This window comes from Cupriavidus sp. Agwp_2 (assembly GCF_040784895.1).
GTDB lineage: Bacteria > Pseudomonadota > Gammaproteobacteria > Burkholderiales > Burkholderiaceae > Cupriavidus.
This window is the reverse complement of sequence record NZ_CP088084.1, coordinates 170,294-194,959: the sequence shown is the minus strand read 5'-3', so window position 1 is coordinate 194,959 and position 24,666 is coordinate 170,294. Positions and strand designations below refer to the sequence as shown.

Here is a 24,666-nt window from a genome sequence, read left to right as displayed (position 1 = left end):
ATGCTGGATGAAAATACAGCCAATGAGAGCAAAGACGATGCAGGATCAACTGCTTGCATGCTCGGAATCTGCACGTGTCAGAGCGCATCATCCGTGTCAGGGCGCGTTACACGTCGCCGCATGACACGTTAGGCCTCACAAACAGCACCGACCTCAACCGAAGGACCGAACGATGACGAAATACCTTGTCTCCTTTCCTGCAAGGGCGATGGAAGTCCCCGCCGAGGACTTTGCCGCCGTGGGCGAAGCTGCGCACGAGGTCATCCGCGAGGCGAAGGCTGCAGGCGTGTACGTGTTCGGTGGTGGTATCAACGAGGATGTCGCACCACTCATGGTCGCCTCAGACGGCACGGTCACAAACGAAACCTATCCCGAGACGAAGGAGTTCGACGGCGGCTTCTGTGTCCTGGAGCTCCCGTCGCGCGAAGCCGCCATCCTGTGGGCTGCAAAGATCGCCAAAGCTTGCCGCTGCTCGCAGGAACTCCGCGAGTTTGGGTATGACCCCGAGAGCTGACAGGTTGTGGAGTGGGTCGAAAGTCTGACACTACCGCTGCATGAGGGAAAGCTTCCCTCCATGTCAGGATAGTTGTCGCTCCCCCGACTGCGTCTCCAGCACGTCATGACACGCGGTCATCAATCCCTGGCGTCGCCGCAGACCCGTCTTCGCGCAGCCAGACGATGAACTCCGCGCCCTGCCCCACCGTGCTTTCCACGGTAATGCGGCCACCATAGCGCTCCACCAGCGCGTAGCTGATGGACAAGCCGAGGCCGGTCCCCATCTGCTTCCTGGTGGTGAAAAACGGATTGAACAGATTGGGCAGGTCTTCCTCGCGGATGCCGCGGCCCGTGTCGCGCACATGCAGCGTCACGCCGTGCCCTTCCCAGTCGCGCGTGGCCAGCGTAAGGTTGCCACCCTCCGGCATGGCGTGGATGGCATTGGTCAGCAGGTTGACGATGACCTGCTGCAGTTCGCTGCGGCTGATGCGCACGCGGCGTGTGGCCAGGCAGGCCAGTTCGACCCGGATGGCCGCGTCCTTCAGCATGTGCCGGACCAGGTCCACGCAGCCGGCAGCGACCTCGCCCACATCCAGGCGCTCGGTATTGCCGGCGTATGCCTCTGGCCGGACAAACTGCAGCAGCCGGTTGGTCAGCAGGTAGATGCGTCGCACCTGCTCATCGATCAGCCGCAATTCATGCCGGACCGGCTCCGCAGCCGGACCGAGAATATCGCGGGCCACGTCCAGGTTACCCTGGATCACCGCAATCGGATTGTTGATCTCATGTGCCACGCCTGCCGTAAGCTGCCCCGCGAGCGCAAGCTTTTCCGATGTAATCAGCTGCTGCCGGGTCGCGCGAAGCACTGCGTTCGCATCCTCAAGCTCGCGGGTGCGCTCGGCGACCTTGCGATCCAGCGAGTCCGCCCAGTCCCTGAGCGCGGCATTGCGCTGCTGCAGGTCCGACAGCAACTGGTCGAACTGTCCGGCGAGCTGGCCCAGTTCATCCTCGCTGCCCACCGGACCCACGCGCGCAGAGGCATCGCCGGCCTGGAGCGCGCGCATGGTGCCGACCATCTTCGTCATCGGCATGAATACGCGACGGGCCCATAGCAGCGAGAACAGCGCGCCCGCCACCGCCAGCAAGATGAACAGGCCCACCAGCACGCCCAGCGCAAGGTCCTTGGCCTGGCTCACCGGCCGCGCCAGGTAGCCCACGTAGAGCATGCCGATGCGCCTGCCGCCGCTGTCCGCGATGGGCTCGTAGGCGCTCATGTAGCGGTCGTTGACCACGAAGGCCAGGTCCAGCCATTTCTCGCCGCGCAGCAGCACCTTGTCGCGCACCTCGCGCGAGACGCGCGTGCCCAGCGCGCGTTCGCCATGGAACAGCCGCACATTGGTGGCGATGCGGGTATCGTCCAGGAACAGCGTCGCGGTGCCCTGGCTGCCGCGCGGCAGGGATTCCGGCTGGTAGACCAGCGCGTTGATGGTGTCGATAAAGCCAAGGTTGTTGTTCAGCAGCGTGCCGCCGTGCAGGATCGCCACCAGCTCGCCGGCTGCGTTGAACACCGGCGCCGCGGCATGCACCACCATGCCGCGGGTTTCCAGCGTCCTGTCGGTCGGCGCGGCATTGGGCGTGGCGCGCAGCGCCACCTGGGCGCGGCGGGCAAGATCGCCGGACACCGCGGCCAGCTGCGCCGCCGACCAGGCATCGGTGGCGGCGTCGGCGCGGCCGGCCGCCGCGCTGGATACCACGCGCCACCCAGCCTGGCTGGTCCCGGAAGCGTCGGCCGGCGCGGCGCTAAGCACCCGGCCTTGTGGGAAGCCTTGCGGGAAGCCTTGTGGGAAGCCTTGCGGGTCGAGCAGTTGCAGGAAATCCAGCCCGTGCGCGCGCCGCGCCTCGTCCAGGACGGCGGCCATGGCACTGCCCCGGTCAGCTCCATCTTCCAGCCCTTCGACCAGCGCGTGCGACCTGGCCTCTTGCAGGACGCGGTCTTTCACCCCATCGACCATATGCTCGAAGTACTCATGAGCAACGAGCAGGTCGCTGTTGACCTTGTACGCCAGCAGGGCCTGGAACACGCGGTCGCCCCACAACGCCATCAGCAGCAGCAGCGCCACCAGCGCCACCAGCAAGGGCGCGACCACGATCGACACCAGCTTGGCGCGCAGCGAGGCGCGATAGCGGCGCAGCAGCGCTGAGGGCGTCAAGCGCGCAGGCCCCACTGCAGGCATTTGCGATCCAGCGTGCGGCGCGAGATGCCGAGCCGCCGGGCCGCTTCCACGCGGTTGCCACCCTCCGCCGCCAGCACCTGCAGGATGTGCCGGCGCTCGACGGATTCCAGCAGCGTGGCGTCGTCGGCGGGCGTCACGGAAGCTGCGCCATGCGTCTGCGGTGCAGCGGCGTCTCCGCTCTCGGCGGCGTGGGCCAGCAGTTCGACCGGGTACTCGCCCAGTATCAGCGCCCGCTCCACCAGGTTGCGCAGCTCGCGCGCATTGCCCGGCCAGTCATAGCCCTTGAGCAGGCACACCAGCGACGGCGACAGCGGCACCGGCGGCAGCCCCAGTTGCGCCGACAGCTGCTCCGAGAAATGCTCGGCCAGCGGCACCACGTCTTCCGGCCGCGTGCGCAGCGGCGGGATGGACACGCCGACCACGTCGAGCCGGTAAAACAGGTCCTGGCGGAAGCGCCCGGCGGCGACCTCGTTGGCCAGGTTGCGGTTGCAGGCGGCAACGATGCGCACGTCCACCGCGATCTCGCGTTCGGTGCCGAGCGGGCGGATGCGCCGGTCTTCGATGACCCGCAGCAGCTTGGCCTGCATCGCCAGCGGCAGTTCCGAGATCTCGTCCAGGAACAGCGTGCCGCCGTCGGCATAGAGGAACAGGCCGTGGCGCGCGCCGGCCGCGCCGGTGAACGCGCCCCTGGCGTGGCCGAACAGTTCGCTTTCGATGATCTCGGGCGCCATCGCGCCGCAGTTCAGCGGCACGAACTGCCCCTGGCGTCCGCTGAGCCGGTGCAACTCGCGCGCCACCACTTCCTTGCCAGTGCCGGATTCGCCCGTGACCAGCACCGTGGACGGCATCGGCGCGACCCGCGCGACCAGCGCCATCACCTTCTTCATGGCTTCCGAATCGCCGATGAAGTCCTTGTGGATGGTGTACTTGTCCAGCTCGCGGCGCAGCAGGTAGTTTTCCCGCGCGAGCCGGGCCTGGTTGAAGCAGCGCCGGATGGCGTTGAGCACCTGGTCGACGCGGAAGGGCTTGACGATGAAGTCCGCCGCGCCGGAGCGCAAGGCGGCAATGGCCGTGTCCATGTCGGCGAAGGCGGTCATCAGGATGACGTCGGCGGGATTGCCGGCCGCGCGCAGTGCCTGGAGCCATTCCATGCCACTGGCACCGGGCAGTGCCACGTCCAGCAGGATCAGGTCCACATGGCGCTGCTCCAGCAGCGCGGCGCCCGCTTCGGCGCTGTCGGCCGTGAGCACGCTGCCCACCTTGGCTTCCAGCGCCCGTGACAGGAACGAACGCATGCCGGGCTCGTCGTCCACCACCAGGATCGTGCGGCGCTGCCAGTTGTCGGCTTCGGCGGCGTTGCTTTGTCGTTCGCTCATCACTTTGGCTGTTGCGGGGGCAGTAGGAGAGTCTAGCGACTGTGCTCGATCCGCCTGTATTGGGGTTAAACCGACCCAGCCGCGCGCTGCGGCCGCCGCGGATGGACATTTTGACCCGCCCGCGGGGTCCGCGTCCGGACATTTTGTCTATCGGCCAGCCCTTCAGGCAGGCCACACACCGCAACCCATTGAAGGCAAACGGCATCCGCCATCGGCACAGCTCTTGCTGAACGACGCGCTCCAGCCCTGCGCACCCGCGCAACAAGAGGCTGCCACTTCCAGGTAGGAGACAACTACATGTCCTATTCCGCGCAAGCGCAAACACCCGCCGAGCAGACGCAACACCGTGCCGGGCCATCGCCATCCCGGCCGGCATCGCGGCCATCGCCCTTCTCCAAAGAAGCGATCATCGCGCGCCCGGGCTTCAACCGCTGGATGGTGCCACCCGCTGCGCTGGCGGTGCACCTGTGCATCGGCCAGGCTTACGCGTTCTCGGTCTTCAATGAACCGCTGACCCGGATCCTCGGCGTCACGCGCCCGGCGCCGGGCGACTGGCAGCTGACCACGCTGGGCTGGGTGTTCTCGCTGGCGATCTTCTTCCTTGGCATCTCGGCCGCGTTTGCGGGCAAGTGGCTGGAGAAGGTCGGTCCGCGCCGCACCATGTTCACGGCCGCCTGCTGCTTCGGCGGCGGCTTCCTGGTGTCGGCGGCGGGGATCTGGCTGCACCAGATCTGGATGCTGTACCTGGGCTACGGCGTGCTGGGCGGGATCGGGCTCGGGCTTGGCTACGTGTCGCCGGTATCCACGCTGATCCGCTGGTTTCCGGACCGCCGCGGCATGGCCACCGGGATGGCGATCATGGGCTTCGGCGGCGGCGCGATGATCGGCGCGCCGCTGTCGGTCGCGCTGATGAACCACTTCAAGAGCGCCACCAGCGCGGGCGTGGCCGAGACCTTCCTGGTCATGGGCGTGATCTATTTCATCTCGATGTCGCTCGGCGCGCTGGCCATCCGCATCCCGGCCCCGGGCTGGGCGCCTCCCGGCTTTGTGCCCAAGGCCAAGGCGAGCAAGATGGTCACGCACGCCAACGTGCATATCGACCAGGCGCTGAAAACGCCGCAGTTCTACCTGCTGTGGCTGATCCTGTTCCTGAACATCACCGCCGGCATCGGCGTGCTGGGCCAGGCGGCGGTGATGATCCAGGAAACCTTCAAGGGCACCATCACCGCGGCCGCCGCGGCTGGCTTCGTCGGCCTGCTCAGCATCGGCAACATGACGGGGCGCTTCCTGTGGAGTTCCGCCAGCGACTACTTTGGCCGCAAGCTGACCTACGCCATCTTCTTCGCCTTCGGCGCCGCGCTCTACCTGGCCGTGCCGGCGATCGGCGCGGCCGGCAATGTAGCCATGTTCGTGGCCTGCTATTTCCTGATCCTGACCATGTACGGCGGCGGCTTCAGCACCATTCCCGCCTACCTGGCCGACATGTTCGGCACCGCCTACGTGGGCGGCATCCATGGCCGCCTGCTGACCGCCTGGGCCGCAGCCGGCATTGCCGGGCCGGCGCTGGTGAACTACATCCGCGAACACAAGCTGGCGCTCGGCGTGCCCCGCTCCGAGGTCTACGTCGACACCCTGCACATCATGGCGGGCCTGCTGGTGGTGGGTTTCATCTGCAACCTGCTGATCCGGCCCGTGCATGCGCGGCACCACCTGCGCGAAGCCGCCAGCGCGGCCTGACCGCGCCTGCCATCAAAACAACCAGGAGACAAGCCATGCAAAACGACCGCACCTTCGGCAAGACGCTGCTGCTGCTCGCGTTCTGGACCTACGTGCTCATCCCGCTTGGCGCGGGCATCTGGTCGACCCTCGGCAAGGCCATGACGCTCTTCACCTGAGCCGCCGCGGCGGCTGTCCGCCGCATCACGCTCCGTGCCTGCGGCGGCGGGCGCGATCCCGCCGAGTTCAAGGCGGGGTCTGCCCATGACTGTGATCCCGCGCAGCGGCGCCATCTGTACTGGTGGCGCCATGTGCCTGGCCAGCCCTGCTTCCGGCCCGCACAACTGAGCTTGAACAGTTCCGCAGGAACTGTATCCCTGGCGGGCAGGCTGTCATCCGTACGCTTGTCCGTAATGTCGCGGCACGGCCCATCGTGCCGGCGGCGCCCCACGGAGAGCACCTCAATGCACGGACTCACAGCCCTGGACCTTGCCCGAACCCAGTTCGGGTTTACGGTTTCCTTCCATATCCTGTTTCCCGCCATCACCATCGGGCTGGCCTGCTTCCTGGCGTTCCTGGAAGCGCGCTGGCTGCGCACGCAGGACACCGTCTACAAGACCCTGTACCAGTTCTGGATCAAGATCTTCTCGCTTAACTTCGGCATGGGGGTCGTCTCCGGCCTGGTCATGGCCTATGAGTTCGGCACCAACTGGTCGGGCTTCTCGCAGTTCGCCGGGGGCGTCACCGGCCCGCTGCTGACCTACGAGGTGCTGACCGCCTTCTTCCTGGAGGCGGGCTTCCTCGGCGTGATGCTGTTCGGCTGGAACCGCGTCGGGCCGGGGCTGCACTTCTTCTCGACCGTCATGGTGGCGCTCGGCACCATGATTTCCTCGACCTGGATCCTGGCATCGAACAGCTGGATGCACACCCCCGCCGGCTACGTCATCGTTGCCGGCAAGGTGGTCCCGACCGACTGGCTGGAAGTAATCTTCAACCCGTCGTTCCCCTACCGCCTTGCGCACATGGTCATCGCCGCGCTGCTGTCCACCGCGCTGTTCGTGGCGGCGTCCTCGGCCTGGCAACTGCTGCACGGGCGCGCCGTGCCCGCCGCACGCAAGATGCTGTCGCTGGCGATGTGGATGGTGCTGATCACCGCGCCGATCCAGGCGATGGTGGGCGACGCACACGGCCTGAACACGCTGGAACACCAGCCCGCCAAGATCGCGGCGCTGGAGGGACACTGGCACACGGCCCCCAGGGATGACAAGAACGGCTTCCCGCTGATCGTGTTCGGCATCCCGGACATGGAGCGCGAGGAAACCCGCTACGCCATCGAGATCCCGCGCCTGGGCAGCCTGATCCTGACGCACACCCTTGACGGCCAGATCCGCGGCCTGAAGGACTTCCCCAGGGAAGACCGCCCCAATGCCACGGTGCTGTTCTTCACCTTCCGCACCATGGTGGGCCTGGGCGTGGCGATGATCGGCTTCGGCCTGCTGGGATGGATACTGCGCCGCAACGGCGCGCTGTACCGGTCCAGGGCGTTCCTGCGCCTGGCCGTGGTGATGGGCCCCACCGGCCTGATCGCGCTGCTGGCCGGCTGGATGACCACGGAGATCGGCCGCCAGCCGTGGGTGGTGTACGGGCTGCTGCGTACCCGGGATGCCGTGTCCGCGCATGCGGCCGGCCCGGTGGCGCTGTCGCTGGCGCTGTTCGTGGTGGTCTATTTCGTCTGCTTCGGCGTCGGCATCCGCTACATGCTCAAGCTGGCCAGCGCCGGCCCCGCTCCCGATGCACACCCGCACCCGCATCCAGACGACAGGCCTTCCTACGGCCCCGGCAGCGTCGTTCCCGCCGCCATCGCCGCGGCTTCCGTTCCCCACGCGATGGCCCGGCACGGCCGCCGCGAATCCTGAACCCTGAACAGGTGATCGACATGGGTATCAACCTTCCCGTTATCTGGGCCACCCTGATCTTCTTCGGCGTGATGATGTACGTCATCATGGACGGCTTCGACCTGGGCATCGGCATCCTCTTCCCCTTCGTCGGCGACCGCCATGACCGCGACGTCATGATGAACACCGTGGCGCCGGTCTGGGACGGCAACGAGACCTGGCTGGTGCTGGGCGGCGCGGCGCTGCTGTGCGCCTTCCCGCTGGCCTACTCGGTGCTGCTGACCGCGTTCTACCTGCCGCTGATGTTCATGCTGCTGGGCCTGATCTTCCGCGGCGTGGCCTTCGAGTTCCGCTTCAAGGCCAGCGACCGCAGCCGCCCTTACTGGGACGCTGCCTTCACATGGGGCTCGGTGGTTGCCGCCTTCTTCCAGGGCGTGACGCTGGGCGCCTATATCGACGGCATCGCCATGGACGGCACCACCTACACCGGCGGCGCGCTGGACTGGCTGGCACCGTTCCCGATCTTCGCGGGCGTGGGCGTGGTAATCACGTACGCCTTCCTGGGTGTCACCTGGCTGATCATGAAGACCGAAGGCCGGCTGCAATGGACCATGCTGCGCGTGACCAACGTGCTGACTGGCGTGATGGTGGCCATGATCGCGGCAGTGAGCGTGTGGACGCCGCTGACGCACCCGGAGATCGCGCAACGCTGGTTCGCGCTGCCCAACGTGTTCTTCTTCCTGCCGGTGCCGCTACTGGTTCTTGTCTCCGCCGCGGGCATCTACCGCGCCCTGCACCGCCGCCCGAACGTGGCGCCGTTCCTCTACGCGCTGCTGATGATCTTCATGGGCTATACCGGGCTGGCCATCAGCATCTGGCCCAATATCATCCCGCCGGGGATCTCGATCTTCGACGCGTCGTCGGCCCCGCAGAGCCAGGGCTTCGCGCTGGTCGGCACGCTGTTTATCGTGCCGATCATACTGGCCTACACGTCCTGGTCCTACTACGTGTTCCGCGGCAAGGTGAAGCGCGGGGAGGGGTACCACTGATGGCCAGGCTCATGCGTTCCGGGCTCGCGTCGCGCCTGGGCTGGCTGCTGGCACTGTGGCTGGCGGGCGTCGGCACGGTCTTCGCGTGCGCCAGCCTGATGCGGCTGCTGATGCGCGCGGTCGGGCTCTCGAGCTGAACATGGCCTCGTCCACCCCGATCCCCCGCGCCACGGCACATGCGCCCGATGCATCCGGCACGCTCGCGGCAGCATGGGCACGGAGCCCGGACTTTGCGCCGTGGCTGCATTCTCTGAAGGTGTTCGGCGCGGCCATGCTGGCGCTCTGCGTGGCGCTGGCGCTCGGCCTGCCGCGACCCTACTGGGCCATGGCCACGGTGTACCTCGTGTCCAGCCCGCTGGCCGGCGCCACCCATGCCAAGGGCACTTACCGCGTGCTCGGCACGCTGCTGGGCGCGGTATGCGCGGTGGCACTGGTGCCGCTGCTGGTCGACGAGCCCGTGCTGCTGATGGCGGCGATCGCGTGCTGGACCGGGGCCCTGCTCTACCTGTCCCTGCTGGAGCCGGCACCGCGCAACTACATCTGCCTGCTGGCCGCCTACACGCTGCCGATCGTTGCGCTGCCCACGGTGAGCCATCCGGCGACCGTCTTTGATGTGGCTCTTGTCCGCATCGAGGAAATCGTGATCGGCATCGTCTGCGCCAGCGTGGTCAGCGCGGTGGTCTTCCCCGTGCACACCACCCCGGCGCTGGCCGCGCGCGCATCCGCCTGGCTGGACCACGCCTCGCGCTGGATCGATGACTTGCTGGCCACCGATGCCAGCGCGGGCCAGCGCCACGACAGCTTCAGCCTGCTGGCCGCCGACATCCTGGCGATGGAAACGCAGTTCGCCCCGCTCAGCTATGAAACCGACGGCGCACCGGCACTGCGGCGCGCCCGCGCCCTGCACCAGCGCATGACGGCCCTGCTGCCACTGGTGCTGGCACTTGCCGATACCGTCGGCGCCTTGCGCCGGCACCCGTCGGGCATGCCCGACGCGCTTGCGCAGCGGCTGCACGCTACGCTGGCCTGGATCGCCGGCGAGAAGGGCGCAAGCCGCCCCGCGCCTTGCTGGCTACCCTCAGGCGCTGCACCGGCCGCAACCGCGGACTGGCATGCGCGCCTGGCCGCGGCCACCGGCACCTATCTCGATGAACTGGCAGACCTCTGGCAAGACTGCCGCCTGCTGCAAGCGAGCCTGCGCCACGATGGCGGCGAGCCGGCAACGCTGCGCTATCGCGTCGAGCCCGCCGGACAGGCCCGCCACCATGATCACGCCCAACTGTTGTTTCGCGCCGCCACCGCCGGATCGGCCACCTTCGCGGCGGGCTTGCTGTGGATGGTGTCAGGCTGGATCGACGGCGCCGTTCCGGTCGGGCTGGTCGCGCTCGCCAGCTGCTTCATCGCCAGCACCGCGGAGCCGCGCCTGGTGGCCGGCCGGGTGATCGCGTGGGGCATCGCCTGCGCGCTGCTGTCCTGGTACTACCAGTTCGTGGTGCTGGTGCTGGCGCATGACTTCGGCTCGCTGGCAGCGCTGCTGTTCGTTCCGTACCTGTTGATCGGCGCCATGACGACACAGCCGCGCAATGCGCTGTTCGGCGTGCTGCTGGCGGTCACCGCGGCGTCCTTCCCGGGGCCTCGGCACCTCGATGCGGCCAGCTTCGCAGGCATCTTCAACGGCAGCCTGGCGAGCCTGGCGGCGCTGGTGTTCGCCGCGTTATGGGCCGTGCTGATGCAGCCATTCGGCCAGCAACTGGTGGCGTACCGGCTGGCCAGGGCCAACTGGAACGAGATCGCGCTGGCCGCGCATCCGCGCGCGGCGGTCAACAGCGCACGGCTGCGCGGCCGCATGCTGGACCGGCTGCTGCGCCAGTGGCCGCCGCTGACGCGCCGCAATAACGCCAGCGACAAGCCGGCCGGCGATGCCGTTGCCGACTTCCTGGTGGAATCCGCCGTACTGGTGCTGCGGCGCGCCTGTGTCGGTACCCGGGCCGTGCCTTGCCGTGCCGTCGAGCGCGCGCTGGCAGGTGTGGCGCGCCACTACCGGCAGTGCGCACGCATCGGCCATGCCGCCACGCCCGCGACGGCGCCCGCCGCGCAGATCGATGCGGCCTGCGCAGCGCTGGCCACGACGGTTCACGCCAGCCCCCGCGCGGCACTGGCGGCACTCACCACCCTGCGGCTCGCGCTGTACCCGGACCATGGAGATCACCATGCACGCCACTGAATTCGACCTGTACGGCGTCTTCGTGCCGGCCACCGTCGTGTGGATGCTGGCGGCGTTCGCCATCACCGCCGGCGCGCGCGCCGCGCTCTCCCGGATCGGCTTCTACCGCGTCGTGTGGCACCGGTCCCTGTTCAATCTCTCGCTTTATATCCTCGTGTTGGGCGCGATCGTCGCGCTCGTCTGGCAGGCTCCATCATGAATCGCAAGCTTTCGCTGCTCGGCCCCTACGCGGTGACCCTGGCAGCCGTGGTCGCGGCGGCACTGACCGCCTGGCATCTTTGGCAGTACTACACCGAGGCGCCCTGGACGCGCGACGGCCATGTGCGCGCCGAGGTGATCCAGGTCGCGTCCGATGTCTCCGGGCTGGTCACGGCCGTGATGATCGATGACAACGCCCGCGTGCACCGCGGCCAGGTCCTGTTCGTGCTGGACCAGGAGCGCTTCAGCCTGGCGCTGCGCCAGGCGCGGGCCGAGGCGGCTTCGGCACGTGCGGCACTCGCTCAGGCCCGGCGCGATCCGGCCGCCCAGGCGCGCATCGACGCAGCCGATGCCGCCGTGGAACTGGCCAGCCTGAACCTGGCCCGCTGCCGCGTGACCAGCCCCGTGGATGGCTACGTCAGCGACCGGCTGCCGCGCGCGGGGGATTTCGCCATGCGCGGCAGGCCGGCCTTGTCGGTGGTGGCCAGCGGCTCCCAGTACGTCGAGGGCTACTTCGAGGAAACCAAGCTGCAGGCGATCCGGGTCGGCAACGTCGCGGACGTGCACATCATGGGCCTGCCCGCGCCCCTGCGCGGGCGTGTGCAGAGCATTGCCCCCGGCGTCGAAGACCAGGACCGCAACCGCGGCCCGAACATGCTCCCCAGCGTCAACCCGACCTTCAACTGGGTGCGGCTGGCACAGCGCATCCCGGTACGCATCGCGCTGGACAAGGCGCCGCCCGGGGTACGCCTGATCGCCGGCCAGACCGCGACGGTGCGCATCCGCGAGCTGCGCGAGTAGGCGCGCTGCCGCCTCGCCCCAACTGTTCTGCTCCTGCGGCGGCCAATGTGTGCGCCCTGCCGGGCGCAGCCCCTCCCTACCATGGAGACTGAACCGGCCCCATGCTGCCGGGCCATTGGGGCCATTGCCCACCGGAGATCCGCCATGCAAGCAGCGCTTGTGCAACAAATGCCCCTCGCCACCCACGCTGGCTCCTACGTGCCGGAGCCGGCACCGGCGGCCTGCAGGGACCAGCTTGGCCGCCCGCTGCGGGACCTGCGGCTCTCCGTGATCGACCAGTGCAACTTCCGCTGCACCTATTGCATGCCCAAGGAGCGCTTCGGGCGCGGCTATCCCTTCCTCTCCCCCGCGCAACGCCTGTCAGACACCGAGTTGCTCGGCATCGTGCGGGCCTTTGTCGGCCTGGGCGTGGAGAAAGTGCGTTTGACGGGCGGCGAGCCACTGCTGCGCAAGGGCATCGAGTCGCTGGTCGAGGGCATTGCCAGCATGCGCACCCTCGACGGGGCCCAGGTGGAAGTAGCCATGACCACCAACGGCAGCCTGCTGGCACGCAAGGCCCGCGCGCTGCGCGATGCCGGCCTCGGGCGCGTCACGGTCAGCCTGGACAGCCTCGACGGCGTTTCGGTGGATGGAGGCCGCCTGCACCTGTGCCTGTTCGCCACCAGCTCCGTTGACCTGCGCCCGCACCTGTCGGCCGCCCGCCCTGCCGAAGCACTCGCCGCTGCCATCAGCCAGGCTTGGCAGGCGCGCGGCGACCGCTACTCCGAACTGCGCGCGGAACGGCTTGCCAGCGGCGAGCAGCACCCGAGGCAGTACCCGACCGTACGCATGTCGCTGGTGGGCGGCTGAGCCGCTCAGTCAGTCTCCGGGAACACCTGCGCGGCAAGCTCCACCCCCGCCTGCGTCAGGCTGGCGTGGCCGTGCCCCGCCTCGTCGATCGCAAACTCGGCCAGCCCCGCGGACTGTAGCTGCGTCAGCACGCGCCTCAGCACGCTCATCGGCAGTTGCGCCCGCTTGGCGATTTTTGCAAGCGACCAGGGCGTTGCGCCGCCTTCGTGCGCGGCCTGGTGCAGCACCTCCAGCGCGGCGAGGATGGCGGGATCGATCTCAGTGTCCAACATGGCCTGGTTTTTCCTGTGCTTGCTGCCGGCTCCGCGCCAGCAGGTGCTGCGCGATCTTGCCCAGCGTCTGCACCGCGGATTCGATGCCGGGCGACCATTCGGCGCTGTAGTTCAGCCGGATGCAGTTGGCGTAGGTGGCGCCGGGCGCGAACATATGGCCCGGCGCGACCGTGATGCGGTGGTCCAGCGCGGCGTGGTACATCTCCATGGCATCGATGCCTTCCGGCAACTGCACCCACAGCACGTAGCCGCCCGCCGGCCGCGACGTGGTCGTGCCTTCGGGGAAGAAGCGGCGCACCGCCGCCGCCATGATGCTGGCCTGCTGCGCGTAGGCCTTGCGCACACGCCGCAGGTGGAAATCGTAGCCGTCGTTCTTCAGGAACTCGGCGATCGCCAGCTGCGGGATCGCCGGCGTGGTCAGCGTATTGAGGAACTTGAGCCGCTCCACCGCTTCGCGGTAGCGGCCCGGCAGCGCCCAGCCGATGCGGTAGGCATTGGTCAGCGTCTTGGAGAACGAGGCGCAGTGCAGCACGATGCCGGCCTTGTCGTGGGCCTTCAATGAGCTGGGGTGGACTTCGCCGTAATAGAGTTCGCCATAGACGTCGTTCTCGATGACCGGGATGTCCTTTTCGGTCAGCATCGCCACCAGGCTGGCCTTCTTGTCGTCGGGCATCCGGAAGCCGAGCGGGTTCTGGAAGTTCGGCATCACCATGCACGCCTTCACGCCCTTCTCGTCGATCAGCCGCGCCAGCGCCTCCTGGTCGATGCCTTCCACGGGGTCGGTCGCCACCTCGATGGCGCGCATCCCCAGGCGTTCGATCGCGTGCAGCATCGCGTAGAAGGTCGGTGACTCCACCGCGATGGTATCGCCCGGCTTCGCCACCGCCTGCAGGCACAGGTTGATGGCTTCGGTGGCGCCGATGGTAACGATCACTTCGTTGGGATCGATGGCCTGGCCGTTATCCAGGTAGCGGCGCGAGATCTGCCGGATCAGCTCGGGGCTGCCGGGCGGCAGGTCGTCGAGCAGCGTCCACTTGGCATAGCGGCGGGCGATGTTGTTGGCGTACTGGTTGATGCGCTGCCAGGGGAACAGCGACGGATCCGGATACGGCGAACCCAGCGGCACGGCATCGTCCGAGCGGATCGAGCGCAGCGTGGACAGCACCAGCGCGCTGACGTCAACCGCCGAGGGCTTGGCGCTGGGCCGGGACGTACGCAGTTCGATCGCGGGCTCGCCCGGACGCGCGCGCACGAAGTAGCCGGACTGCGGCCGGCTTTCGATCACGCCGCGGCTTTCCAGCAGCACATAGGCGCGGATCACCGTGGTAATGCTCATGCGGTGGTGCTGGCTGGCCTGCCGCACCGATGGAATGCGCTCGCCCGGCAGCAGTACGCCCTGCTGCACCAGTGCCTCGATATCCGCAGCCAGTTTTTCATAGAGTTTCACGCTGCGCCCCCCGCCTGCCGTGCCGCCGGTCTTGTTCAACCAAGCCAACGATGGAGATCATAGTACGGCAGCGGCACATGATGGAGCGATCCGGCGCTTTGCGGCCCCACGCGCACAAAGCCGCTGGCCTGGCCGAGCGCGGATACGGACGCCGCGCCCTGCTGCGCGGTGACCTGCACGACGCTGTCCCGGCTGCCCGTCGAAGCTCAACATGTCGCGTCTTCCGTCATTTCCAGCGCAACACCGGTGTAGTCGACGTAACCGTCGGCGCGGCAGAAGCTGAGCAGGCGCACGCCGGCCTGCTCGGCAATGCGGATCGCCAGCGAGGTCGGCGCCGAGATCGTCGCCAGCATCTGGATGTTCATGCGCGCGGCCTTGCGCACCAGTTCATAGCTCGCACGGCTGGACAGCAGCACGAACCCGTCGTCCAGCGCCACGCGCCGCATGGCCAGGTGGCCGATCAGCTTGTCCAGCCCGTTGTGCCGGCCGACATCTTCGAACGCATGCAGGATCTCGCCGCTCGCGTTGCACCACGCCGCCGCATGCACACCACCGGTGGCGCGCATCAGCCGCTGGTGCGAAGGCAACGCCGAGACGGCGCGCCCGAGCAGTTTGCGCGAAGGTTCCAGCCGCCGTGCCGGCTCGCGGATACGCGCAGGCTGCAGGTCGAGCAGTTCCAGGCTCTCGATGCCGCAGACGCCGCAGCCGGTGCGGCCCGCCAGCGCCCGGCGCTGCGCCTTCATCGCGGCGAAGGCCTGTTCGCTGATCTGCAGCTGGACTTCGGCGCTGTACCGGTGCACGCGGACCTCGATGTCATGGATCTGCGCGTTGTGGGCGACGATGCCTTCGGTCAGCGAGAAACCCACGGCGAACGCTTCCAGGTCCAGCGGCGTGGCCATCATCACGGCGTGTGAGATGCCGTTGTAGACCAGCGCGACCGGCAGCTCCTGCGCCACGTTGTCGAGCGCCGGCCGTGCCTCGATGTCCTTGTGGCGGACGATGGAGCGGGATTCATAGCCTGTGTGCCGGATCTGTTCGACCTGTTCGATGCAATGCATGGGGACCTCATGAAACTGTGAATTACCACCGGTTTGCTCCCCTCTCCCGCTTGCGGGAGAGGGGAGCGTCTGCCTGGGGTGGTGGCAAGCACCAACCAACGACTACGCTGCCACGGCCGGCTTTTGGCGCGACGCGGTCAGCAGCACCGGCACCGACTTCGAAGTAGGCGTGCCGCAGCCGTCCCCAGTGCTTTCCAGCGGCACCAGCGGGTTGGTCTCGGGGTAGTACGCGCCGAGGCAGCCCTGCGGGATGTCGTAGTCGACCAGCACGAAGTCCTCGACATGGCGCTGCACGTCATCGTCCCAGACGCTGGTGATGTCGACATGCTGCCCGGACTCCAGCCCAAGCCGCTCGCGGTCGGCAGCGTTGATGAAGACCACGCGGCGCAGGCCGAACACGCCGCGATAGCGGTCATCCAGGCCGTAGATCGTGGTGTTGTACTGGTCGTGCGAGCGCGTGGTCATCATCACCATCAGCTTGTCGCCGTATTTTTCCCGCGCGCGATGGATCGGCGTGTCCTTGTCGATGCGGTTGACCAGGAACTGCGCCTTGCCCGACGGCGTCTGCCAGACCCGGTTGCGCGCTGCCGGCGTCAGGTGAAAGCCGCCCGGCACGGCGACGCGCTCGTTGTAGTCGTCGAAGCCGTCGATCACCTGCTCGATGGCATCGCGGATGCGCGCATAGTCCTGCGCATACCAGAGCCAGTCGATCCTGTCCGAGCCCAGCGTGGCAGCGGCCATGCGCGCGACAATGGCTGTCTCCGACAGCAGGTGCGGCGACGCCGGCGCGTTCATGCCGAACGAGATATGGACCATGCAGACCGAGTCCTCCACGGTCACGCCCTGCGGCACGCCCTCCTGCAGGTCGATCTCGGTGCGGCCCAAGGTCGGCAGGATCAGCGATTCCTTGCCGTGCACCAGATGGCTGCGGTTGAGCTTGGTGGCGATGTTCACGGTCAGCGCACACTGGCGCAGCGCCTCGAAGGTGCGCGGCGTGTCCGGCGTGGCGGTCGAGAAATTGCCGCCAAGGCCGACAAAGACCTTGACCTTGCCCTCCAGCATCGCGGAAATGGTCTCGACCACGTCATAGCCGTGCTCGCGCGGCGGCTCGAAGCCGAAGGCGGTGCCCAGGCGGTCCAGGAACGCTGCCTCCGGCTTTTCCTCGATGCCCACGGTGCGGTCGCCCTGCACGTTCGAATGCCCGCGCACCGGCAGCAGTCCGGCACCCTCGCGCCCGATATTGCCGCGCATCATCATCAGGTTGGACAACAGCTGCACCGTCGGCACCGAATGCTTGTGTTGCGTCAGGCCCATGCCCCAGCAGGCGATGACGCGCTTGCCGCGGGCATAGACCTGCGTCAGCGCGTCGATGTCTTCCAGCGAAACGCCCGACTCCGAGACGATGTCGGCCCAGCTTTCCGCGCGCAGGTCTTCGACGAAGGCACCAAAGCCGATGGTGTGCTCGCGCACGAAGTCGACGTCGACCAGCCGTTCGCGGCCATGCCGGATCGCATCGTCGTCGAGTTCTACCAGGCGCCTGGCCATGCCCTTGATCAGCGCGAAGTCGCCGCCCAGCCTGGGCTGCACGAACATCGACGCAATCTTGGTGCTGGACCCGGTCAGCATCTCCACCGGATGCTGCGGGCTGGTAAAGCGCTCCACGCCGCGTTCGCGCAGCGGGTTGACCGACACGATGGTCGCGCCGCGCCGGGCGCATTCGCGCAGATCGCCCAGCATGCGCGGATGGTTGGTGGCCGCGTTGTGGCCGAACAGCAGGATGGTGTCGGCATGCTCGAAGTCATCGAGCACTACGGTGGCCTTGCCCACGCCTACCGTCAGCGGCAGGCCGCGGCTGGTGGCCTCATGGCACATGTTCGAGCAGTCCGGGAAATTGTTGGTGCCATAGGCGCGCACGAACAGCTGGTACAGGAACGCGGCCTCGTTGCTGGCGCGGCCCGATGTATAGAATGCCGCGTGGTTCGGATCCGGCAGCGCGTTCAGGTGGCGGCCGATCATGGCAAAGGCCTCGTCCCAGGGGATCGCGCGGTACTTGTCGGTCTGCGCGTCGTAGACCATGGGATGCGTCAGGCGCCCGTGCTGCTCCAGCTCGTAGTCGGTCTGCGCCATCAGCGACGTCACCGTGTGCTGCGCGAAGAATTCCGGCGTGACCCGCATGCTGGTGGCTTCCGCGGCCACCGCCTTGACGCCGTTCTCGCAGAACTCGAAGGTCGATGCGTGCTGGCGGTCGGGCCAGGCGCAGCCAGGGCAGTCGAAGCCGTCGGCCTGGTTCTGCTTGAACAGCATCTTGTACTTGCCGCCGGCCACCTTCTCCTTGATCAGGTTAATGGCAACGTACTTCAGCGCACCCCAGCCGGCGGCGGGATGGGTGTAGGGGGCGATGTGGCCTTTCTCGGGGGTCGGGGTGCTCATTGGCGTGGTGTCCTGTAACGACGGGGGCATCCGGGGCTGCTGGACCAGGGGTCGCATCCGGATCGTTGCGGTGACACCAGAGTAGGCCGGCGGGGTGGCGCGGGAGACGTACAAAGCGTGAGATGGCCGGGGAGTACAGTCTCGCCGGGCGGCCCGGCCGCCGCCCATGCGGTGTTGCGTCAGGCCGGCTGGCTGCCGGCCTGGCCATGCCTATGCCGCACAAGCGACATGCGCCGCAGGTTGCGCCTGGAACAGCGCCTCGACCAGCCCGGCGCGGCGCGCGCGGGTGGCGGCCTGGTTGACGTAGCCCTTGTCCGCGATCTCGTTGGCGTCGATCGACGGGGGCTCGGCCATCAGCAGCACGCGCCTGACGCTGAGGCTGGCGCCTGAACCGGCGCTTGCCTGCAGCCGCTCCCGGATCGCATCGACCACGCGGGGATGGCGCACCAGTGCCTGCGCATCCAGCTCCGCCAGTTCGGGATGCAGCGCCCGGCACGCGGCGACGTTCGGCCACGCCAGCGCGGCCACGTAGTCGTGGTCATGGCCGCAGATCACGGCATCGGTCAGCAGCGGTGCGCATTGTTCGACCAGTCCCAGCCTGACCGCGCCAACCCGCACCCAGGTGCCATTGACCAGCTTGAAGTCTTCCACCACGCGGCCGGCAAAGCGCACGCCCCTGGCCGGATCGGCAGGGTCGGCCAGCCGCACGGCATCGCCCAGGCAGAAGTAGCCTTCTTCGTCGAACGCGGCGGCGGTCAGGTCGGGCCGCTTGATGTAGCCGTTGAACAGGAACGGCCCGCGCATGCGGATTTCATAGCGGCCGCCCGCGCCGCCCGCGCCGCCCCCGCTTTCCTCGCCTTCCAGCGGCACCAGCTTGACCTCGGCGCCGGGCATCGGCACGCCGACGTTGCCGGTGTCCTCGGTGGGCCAGCTGCAGTAGATACCCATGCCGCTGGTCTCGGTGCAGGCCAGCCCCGAGCAGAACACGATGCGCTCGCCAATGGTGTCTTCGGCCGCGCGGTGGATGCGGTCCCAGACGTCGCGCGGCAGGCTGGCACCGCCGTAGGAGAAATTGACGACCTTGGCGAACAGGCTGCGCGCCAGCTCGGGATCGCGTTCGAGCTCGGTGGCGAGCATGCCCCACGCGGAGGGGACGCTGGTGAAAATCGTCGGGGATACCTCGCGCAGGTTCCGCACCGTGCGGGCGAATTGCCCGGGCAGCGGCCTGCCGTCGTCGATATAGTGGGTCGAGCCCAGCGTCACGGCACGGCTCAGATTCAGCACCCCGCCAAGGCCATGGTGCCAGGGCAGCCAGTCGAGGAACACCGGCTGGCGGTCGACCAGCGGCTGGTAGAGATCGGAGAAGTAGGCCGCCACGGCCCGCAGGTTGCGATGCGACAGCGGCACGCCCTTGGGCACGCCGGTCGACCCGGAGGTGAACAGGACCCTTCCCGTATCTTCATCGCGCACCGCGGCGTGGGCCGCGCGCACCGCCGCGTCCCGCTCCGCCGTCAGTTCGGCGCCGGCCAGCGAGGCCCAGGGAAGCTGCCCCGCTGCGACCTTGCCGACCGCAATGACCGGGACCTCGGGCAGGGCCAGCGCATCCACCGCCCGCGCGTACGCCGCGCCGTCCTGCACGAACAGTGCTGCCGGCGGCACCAGCTCGGCCACCCCCTTCAGCCGCACGAAATCCTTGCTGAGCAGCGAGTACGCCGGGGAAACCGGCGCGGTCGGCACCCCCACATACTCCGCCGCCAGCAGCAGCACCGCCTGTTCGACCGAGTTGCCGGACAGCAGCATCAGCGGACGCTCCGGGCCGAGGCCCAGTTCCAGCATGCGCGCGCCGACCGCCTGCACCTGCCGCCACAGTTCGCCCCAGTTGACCGAGCGCCAGGCGCCCTCGCCGTCGCGTTCGCAGAAGGCGCGCACGTCCGGGCGCCGCTCGGCCCACCAGGACACGAAATCGCCCAGCCCACGCTGGACCGGATCCGGCGCGGGAGCCGCGCTGCGCAGCAGGATGCTGCCATCCTTGCGGTGCTCGACCAGCGTGGCGCGTTCGACAAACACGGTCGGCCTGTACTTGGCTTCTTGCCTGGCTTCTTGCCTGGCTTCGGGCTTGCGAACGGCAGCGGAAATGGTCATCTCGGGTGTCTCCTTTATGCCCGCGGCTGATGCGCCGGGTCTTGTTCAGCGCCGGTCATGCGAATTGCAAGCCGGCTGTGCTGTCAGCGTAGGCCACCTTGCGCCCGGGCCATACCACCCGCCTCAGGTGGCGGTGCGCCCGACTGCGCCTGGCCGACGAAATGCGTACGGGCCCCGATCTTGTTATATGCTGCGCGCTGCACCTCCATTTCCTGGAATCTCCGGGAATTCCTGGACCGCTTACATAAGAACAAAGGCATCGGGCAAACCTGCATGTTCCAAGTCATCCGTCGAATCCGCCAGCGGCTGCGCTACCTGGACCTGACCCTGAACGCCAGCCGCAGCGTGCGCATCCGGGTCGTCGAGCGGCCCGGGCTGTGGATGGACAGCACCCGGCTCGACGCCATGCTGGCCGAGATGCGCGGCGTGGTGCACCGGGGCATCGGCAAGGATCTCGACTATGGCGTGCTGTCCGGCGATCCCGAGCGGCTGCGCCGCGCCGTGGTCACGCTGCTCTACGACCGGGACAGCGGCCGCCCCATCGCCTTCAACGCGCTGTCGATCATGCCGATCGAGCTCAGGGGGCGACCGGTCGAGGCCATCCACCTCGGGCTGGTGATGGTCGACCCGGGTTATCGCACGCAGGGGCTTTCCTGGGTGCTGTACGGCCTGACCTGCATCCTGCTGTTCTTCCGCCGCGGCTTGCGTCCGATCTGGATCAGCAACGTGACCCAGGTGCCGGCGATCATCGGCAAGGTGGCCGAGGTCTTCGTCACGGCGTATCCCAATCCGTTCGCGCCGGCACGGCGCAGCTTCGAGCACCTGAGCGTGGCGCGCGAGATCATGAAATCGCATCGCCACGTCTTCGGCGTCGACGAGGGCGCCGGCTTCGACGAGGCCCGCTTTGTCATCACCGACGCTTACCGGGGCGGCTCGGATAACCTCAAGAAGACCTTCGACGCAGCGCCCAGGCATCGCGATGAACGCGTCAATGCGCTGTGCCAGCGCGAACTCGACTACCAGCGCGGCGACGACTTCCTGCAGGTCGCGCGGCTGGACCTGGCCAGCGCGCGCAAATACCTGTTGCGCGAAGTCCCGCGCGACTCGCTGCCGGCGATCCTGTCGCAGGTGGCGTTCCTGGCGCTCGGCCGGATCGTCCTGCCGCTGGTGCACTGGCTGAACCCGCGCGAGCCGATGGGAGACCTGCGCGCAAGGAACCACGCATGACAGCAAACCCTGCCTTTTCCTACGAAGAATTCACCACCCGCAATATCGGCTTCGTGACCGAGGCCGAGCAGCAACGGCTGCGCGACGCGCGCATCCTGGTCTGCGGCGTCGGCGGCATGGGCGGCGCCTGCCTGCAGGCGCTGGCGCGCATGGGCATCGGCGGCTTCGCGCTGGCCGACTTCGACGTGTTCGAAGTGTCCAACATGAACCGGCAGGTGTTTGCCAGCCTGGCCACCGTCGGCATCGGCAAGGTCGAGGCCACCGTCGCGCAGCTGCACCAGGTCAATCCGGCGCTGCAGATCGAGACGCTGGGCGAAGACTGGCCGGGCCGGCTCGACGACCTGCTGGCGCGCTACAAGATCGTGGTCAACGGCATGGATGACATGGCCGCGGGCATCGCGCTCTACCGCAAGGCGCGCGAGCATGGCGCCACCGTCATCGACGCCTATACCGCTCCCCTGCCCTCGGTCACCGTGGTGCGGCCACACGACCCGCGGCCGGAGACGCGCCTGGGCTATCCGAGCATCGGCATGGACTGGCAGGCGCTGACGCCGGCGCTGCGGCAGGCGTGCCTGGGCAAGGAACTGGAGTACGTCATGATCCATTCCAGTTCGGTCCGGCATGTCGATCTTGCGATTGCGAAGGACCTGCTTTCGGGCAAACGCAAGCGCATGTCGTTTGCGCCGATGGTGATCACCACCGGCAACCTGATGGCCTTTGAAGCCGCCAAGCTGGTGCTGGACCGTCCCCGGCTGGCGGATGCACGCGGCTATTTCTTCAACCCCTGGACCATGCGCGTCGAGACGCCGCGCAACGCACTGGCCGCCTGGCTGCTGCGCGCCACGGTGCGGCGCTTCATGGCGAGGCTGCTCCGTGATTAACGCGCTGGCCAGCGATGTCACCGTGACCTGGCTGGGCGCGCTGGGTTGCGGACTCTACCTTCATTTCCTGTGGACGCGCCGCGAAGCCGGCACCGGCATCGGCACCGGCCTGTTCCTGTTCGGCGTGCTGACGGCATTGCTGGCGGTGCGGGGCTTTGCCTGGCTGCTCGGCGGCCCGATGCTCAGCCCACTACTCGGCCGGCTGGTATTCGCGGCGGCCACGCTGCTGCCGATCGCGACCACGCTGTTTGCCGAGCAGCTGCTGCGGCGCCACCATCCGCTGTGGCTGAAGCTGCTGGCGCTTGGTGTGTCGGTGGTGTTCTTCGCCATCAACCTCGTTGCCGACCTGTCCACGAACGTGCCGCTGCTGCTGGCGTTCCTGGCCTGCTATGCAGTGGTGACGGCGAGCAACGGCTGGTTCCTGCTCTGGCTGCGCGATGCCGACCTGTCCAGCAATGAAGAGCGGCTGGCGCGCGCGGTGGTCGTGGTGGTGGCGCTGGCCGTGCCGCTGGCGGCGACGGATTTCCGCGAGGAACTCGGGCACGTGCCGGTCCGGCTGGGCGCGCTCGGGGCGCTGGCCTTTGTCTATGTGCTGCTGAGCCTGTCGGATTCGCAGCGGGTCGTGCGCGGGCTGCTGGCGCATATTGCCGCGGCACTGGTCTTCGCGGTGGTGCTGGCCGGCGCCATGGCGCTGGCGTCGCATGGGCCGGGCCCGGGGTTCCTGCAGGCGGGCCTGCGCGGCATGCCGGTGGCGCTGGCGTGGGTGTTGCTGACCGCCATCTTCGTCCGTATCCGCGCGGTGTCGCTCGCGGGCGACGGCAACGCCTTCCTGCGCTGGCTGCTCCATGCCCGGCTCGATACACCGGACGGATTCCTCCATTCGCTGCGGCGTCTGCCGCAAACCGCCGACCATGTAGTGCTGGGCGACGCCGAGCTGGCAGGCTATGCGCTGGGCGAGCTGTTCGCGCTGGCCGGCAAGCGGCGCGAGCCGGTATCGATCGGCGATGCCAGGGCGTGGGCCCGGCAGCCCCACGCAAGCGGCATCGGCAGCGGCATCGAAGCCGCGGAACAGCTGGTCGACCTGATGGAACGCCACGAAATGACCCACGCCCTGCTGATCGCACGGCAACCCGCCATGGTGGTACTGCTGAACCTGCCGCAGGGCGCCAATGCCGCCATCGGCGAGCTGCGCGCCGCTGTCATCCTGCGGCTGGCGCGGCACCTGCGCCGACAGGAGCCCGCATGAACCTGGAACTGCGCGAAGGCGATTTCAATGCCTTCTTCGCTGCGCCGTTCGCCTGCTATGGCGACGATACCCATTTCGTCTCGCCAATGAAGGGCGACCTCGCGCGGGCACTGGATGCTGAAAAGAATCCTTTGTTCCGGCAGTTTGCGCGCCGCACCTGGTACACCGCGCACCGCGACGGACGCATCGTGGGACGCATCCTGGCGCATGTGCACGATGCCTCGAACCGGCTGTACGCGCAGAAGCGCGGGTATTTCGGCCTGTTCGACTGCATCGACGACATCGCCGTGGCGCGTTCGCTGCTCGATGCCGCTGCGGGGTGGGTCAGCCGGCAAGGCTGCGACGAACTGGCGGGCAGCTTCAACCTGACCATCACGCAGATGATCGGCGTCGTCACCGATGGCTTCGGGCACGCGCCGTACACCTACCAGGAATACACGCCGCCGCATATTGCCCGGCTGCTCGAAGCCTGCGGCTTCGAGCGCATCTTCCCGATGCGCACCTTCGAGATGGATGTGCGCGGCTACGATCCCGACCAGTTGCTCGGCAACCGGCAGCGTGCACTGGCCAGCGATCCGGATTGGCGCTTCGCTCCGATCCGCCGCCGCGGCTTCGAAGGACGCCTGCGCGAGGCGTGCGCCGTGCTGAACGATGGCTTTGCCGCCAACCCGATGTTCGTGCCGCTGACGGAAGCAGAATTCCTCTACCCCTGCGCCGGCATGATGTGGATCATCGACGAGCGCCTGTCCTACACGGCCTACTACCGCGGCGAGCCGGTCGGGGTGCTGCTCTGCGTGCCGGACCTCAATCCGTTCCTGCACGCCACCGGTTTCCGCCTGAAATGGTCGACGCTGTGGCACCTGCTGCGGTTCCGCGCCAGCCGCAAGCGCGCGGCGGTCATCTTTTTCTCGGTACGCCAGGCGTTCCACGGCCAGGGCGTCAACGGCGTGCTGCTGCACCGCCTGCTGACGGCGATGCGCGGTGCCGGCTATTCGCACCTGGGCATCAGCTGGGTGTCGGACACCAATGGCGCAAGCCTGCGGCAGATGGAAAAGCTGGGCGCCACCGAACTGCACCGCCTGCACCTGTTCCGCAGGGCGCTGGCACCGGATCAAGGCAACTGACG

21 protein-coding genes are annotated in these 24,666 nt (G+C 67.9%); 14 read left to right on the top strand and 7 right to left on the bottom strand.

Annotation, left to right across the window (positions count from 1 at the left end):
• Positions 1-172: 172 nt before the first annotated feature.
• Positions 173-514, top strand: a complete 342-nt coding sequence (locus LPA45_RS18695) for a YciI family protein (protein ID WP_317924327.1) — start codon at positions 173-175, stop codon at positions 512-514.
• Between the two features lie 103 nt (positions 515-617).
• Here the strand turns inward: LPA45_RS18695 and LPA45_RS18690 are convergent, their stop codons facing one another.
• The gene (locus LPA45_RS18690) at positions 618-2,729 is read right to left on the bottom strand and encodes a cache domain-containing protein (protein WP_317924326.1); all 2,112 of its coding nucleotides are present in this window, start codon (positions 2,727-2,729) and stop codon (positions 618-620) included.
• On the bottom strand, positions 2,702-4,105 hold the full coding sequence (locus tag LPA45_RS18685; protein ID WP_116322901.1) for a sigma-54 dependent transcriptional regulator: 1,404 nt from the start codon (positions 4,103-4,105) through the stop codon (positions 2,702-2,704). The genes LPA45_RS18690 and LPA45_RS18685 overlap by 28 nt, the downstream gene beginning before the upstream one ends.
• A gap of 297 nt (positions 4,106-4,402) precedes the next feature.
• On the opposite strand from LPA45_RS18685, the gene LPA45_RS18680 reads away from it, so the two are divergent.
• From LPA45_RS18680 to LPA45_RS18640, 9 genes are all read left to right on the top strand, one after another.
• A complete protein-coding gene (locus tag LPA45_RS18680) occupies positions 4,403-5,842 on the top strand; it encodes an OFA family MFS transporter (protein WP_116322902.1) in 1,440 nt (479 codons plus the stop codon).
• A 35-nt stretch (positions 5,843-5,877) separates the two neighbouring features.
• Positions 5,878-6,000 (top strand): hypothetical protein, encoded by a 123-nt coding sequence (locus LPA45_RS18675; protein ID WP_271815722.1) that lies wholly within the window; start codon positions 5,878-5,880, stop codon positions 5,998-6,000.
• A gap of 285 nt (positions 6,001-6,285) precedes the next feature.
• A complete protein-coding gene (locus LPA45_RS18670; protein WP_116322903.1) occupies positions 6,286-7,737 on the top strand; it encodes a cytochrome ubiquinol oxidase subunit I in 1,452 nt (483 codons plus the stop codon).
• A gap of 20 nt (positions 7,738-7,757) precedes the next feature.
• Positions 7,758-8,765, top strand: a complete 1,008-nt coding sequence (gene cydB / locus LPA45_RS18665) for a cytochrome d ubiquinol oxidase subunit II (RefSeq protein WP_317923697.1) — start codon at positions 7,758-7,760, stop codon at positions 8,763-8,765.
• Positions 8,766-8,776: 11 nt separating this feature from the next.
• Positions 8,777-8,902, top strand: coding sequence for a DUF2474 family protein (locus LPA45_RS18660; protein WP_233528378.1), 126 nt, complete (start codon positions 8,777-8,779; stop codon positions 8,900-8,902).
• Between the two features lie 2 nt (positions 8,903-8,904).
• Positions 8,905-10,989 (top strand): FUSC family protein, encoded by a 2,085-nt coding sequence (locus tag LPA45_RS18655; RefSeq protein ID WP_116322905.1) that lies wholly within the window; start codon positions 8,905-8,907, stop codon positions 10,987-10,989.
• Positions 10,976-11,188, top strand: a complete 213-nt coding sequence (locus LPA45_RS18650; RefSeq protein WP_116322906.1) for a DUF1656 domain-containing protein — start codon at positions 10,976-10,978, stop codon at positions 11,186-11,188. Before LPA45_RS18655 ends, LPA45_RS18650 begins: the two co-directional genes overlap by 14 nt.
• Positions 11,185-11,988 carry an HlyD family secretion protein gene (locus LPA45_RS18645; RefSeq protein WP_116322907.1) on the top strand — a complete coding sequence of 268 codons (804 nt, stop codon included), beginning with the start codon at positions 11,185-11,187 and terminating at the stop codon, positions 11,986-11,988. The genes LPA45_RS18650 and LPA45_RS18645 overlap by 4 nt, the downstream gene beginning before the upstream one ends.
• Before the next feature lie 168 nt (positions 11,989-12,156).
• Positions 12,157-12,837, top strand: coding sequence for a radical SAM protein (locus LPA45_RS18640; protein ID WP_317923699.1), 681 nt, complete (start codon positions 12,157-12,159; stop codon positions 12,835-12,837).
• Positions 12,838-12,842: 5 nt separating this feature from the next.
• Here LPA45_RS18640 and LPA45_RS18635 read toward each other — a convergent pair whose 3' ends face one another.
• The 5 genes from LPA45_RS18635 to LPA45_RS18615 all read right to left on the bottom strand — a co-directional run bounded on the left by LPA45_RS18635 (position 12,843) and on the right by LPA45_RS18615 (position 20,186).
• Positions 12,843-13,109: an Rrf2 family transcriptional regulator gene (locus tag LPA45_RS18635; RefSeq protein WP_116322909.1), complete on the bottom strand. Its 267-nt coding sequence runs from the start codon at positions 13,107-13,109 to the stop codon at positions 12,843-12,845.
• Positions 13,096-14,556 carry a PLP-dependent aminotransferase family protein gene (locus tag LPA45_RS18630; protein WP_317923694.1) on the bottom strand — a complete coding sequence of 487 codons (1,461 nt, stop codon included), beginning with the start codon at positions 14,554-14,556 and terminating at the stop codon, positions 13,096-13,098. Before LPA45_RS18630 ends, LPA45_RS18635 begins: the two co-directional genes overlap by 14 nt.
• 206 nt (positions 14,557-14,762) lie before the next feature.
• A complete protein-coding gene (gene fdhD / locus LPA45_RS18625) occupies positions 14,763-15,614 on the bottom strand; it encodes a formate dehydrogenase accessory sulfurtransferase FdhD (protein ID WP_317923693.1) in 852 nt (283 codons plus the stop codon).
• Positions 15,615-15,716: 102 nt separating this feature from the next.
• Positions 15,717-18,044: an FdhF/YdeP family oxidoreductase gene (locus tag LPA45_RS18620; protein WP_317923691.1), complete on the bottom strand. Its 2,328-nt coding sequence runs from the start codon at positions 18,042-18,044 to the stop codon at positions 15,717-15,719.
• 210 nt (positions 18,045-18,254) lie between these two features.
• The gene (locus tag LPA45_RS18615) at positions 18,255-20,186 is read right to left on the bottom strand and encodes a feruloyl-CoA synthase (protein WP_317923690.1); all 1,932 of its coding nucleotides are present in this window, start codon (positions 20,184-20,186) and stop codon (positions 18,255-18,257) included.
• Between the two features lie 273 nt (positions 20,187-20,459).
• Between LPA45_RS18615 and LPA45_RS18610 the strand changes: the two genes are divergently transcribed.
• From LPA45_RS18610 to LPA45_RS18595, 4 genes are read left to right on the top strand one after another with little or no spacing between them, the layout of a single operon-like run.
• Positions 20,460-21,413 carry a hypothetical protein gene (locus LPA45_RS18610; protein WP_317923689.1) on the top strand — a complete coding sequence of 318 codons (954 nt, stop codon included), beginning with the start codon at positions 20,460-20,462 and terminating at the stop codon, positions 21,411-21,413.
• Entirely contained in the window at positions 21,410-22,294 is an 885-nt protein-coding gene (locus LPA45_RS18605) for a ThiF family adenylyltransferase (RefSeq protein WP_116321383.1), read from the top strand. Before LPA45_RS18610 ends, LPA45_RS18605 begins: the two co-directional genes overlap by 4 nt.
• Positions 22,287-23,540, top strand: coding sequence for a hypothetical protein (locus LPA45_RS18600; RefSeq protein ID WP_317923686.1), 1,254 nt, complete (start codon positions 22,287-22,289; stop codon positions 23,538-23,540). Before LPA45_RS18605 ends, LPA45_RS18600 begins: the two co-directional genes overlap by 8 nt.
• Positions 23,537-24,664, top strand: a complete 1,128-nt coding sequence (locus LPA45_RS18595) for a GNAT family N-acetyltransferase (RefSeq protein ID WP_317923684.1) — start codon at positions 23,537-23,539, stop codon at positions 24,662-24,664. Before LPA45_RS18600 ends, LPA45_RS18595 begins: the two co-directional genes overlap by 4 nt.
• Positions 24,665-24,666: the final 2 nt, after the last annotated feature.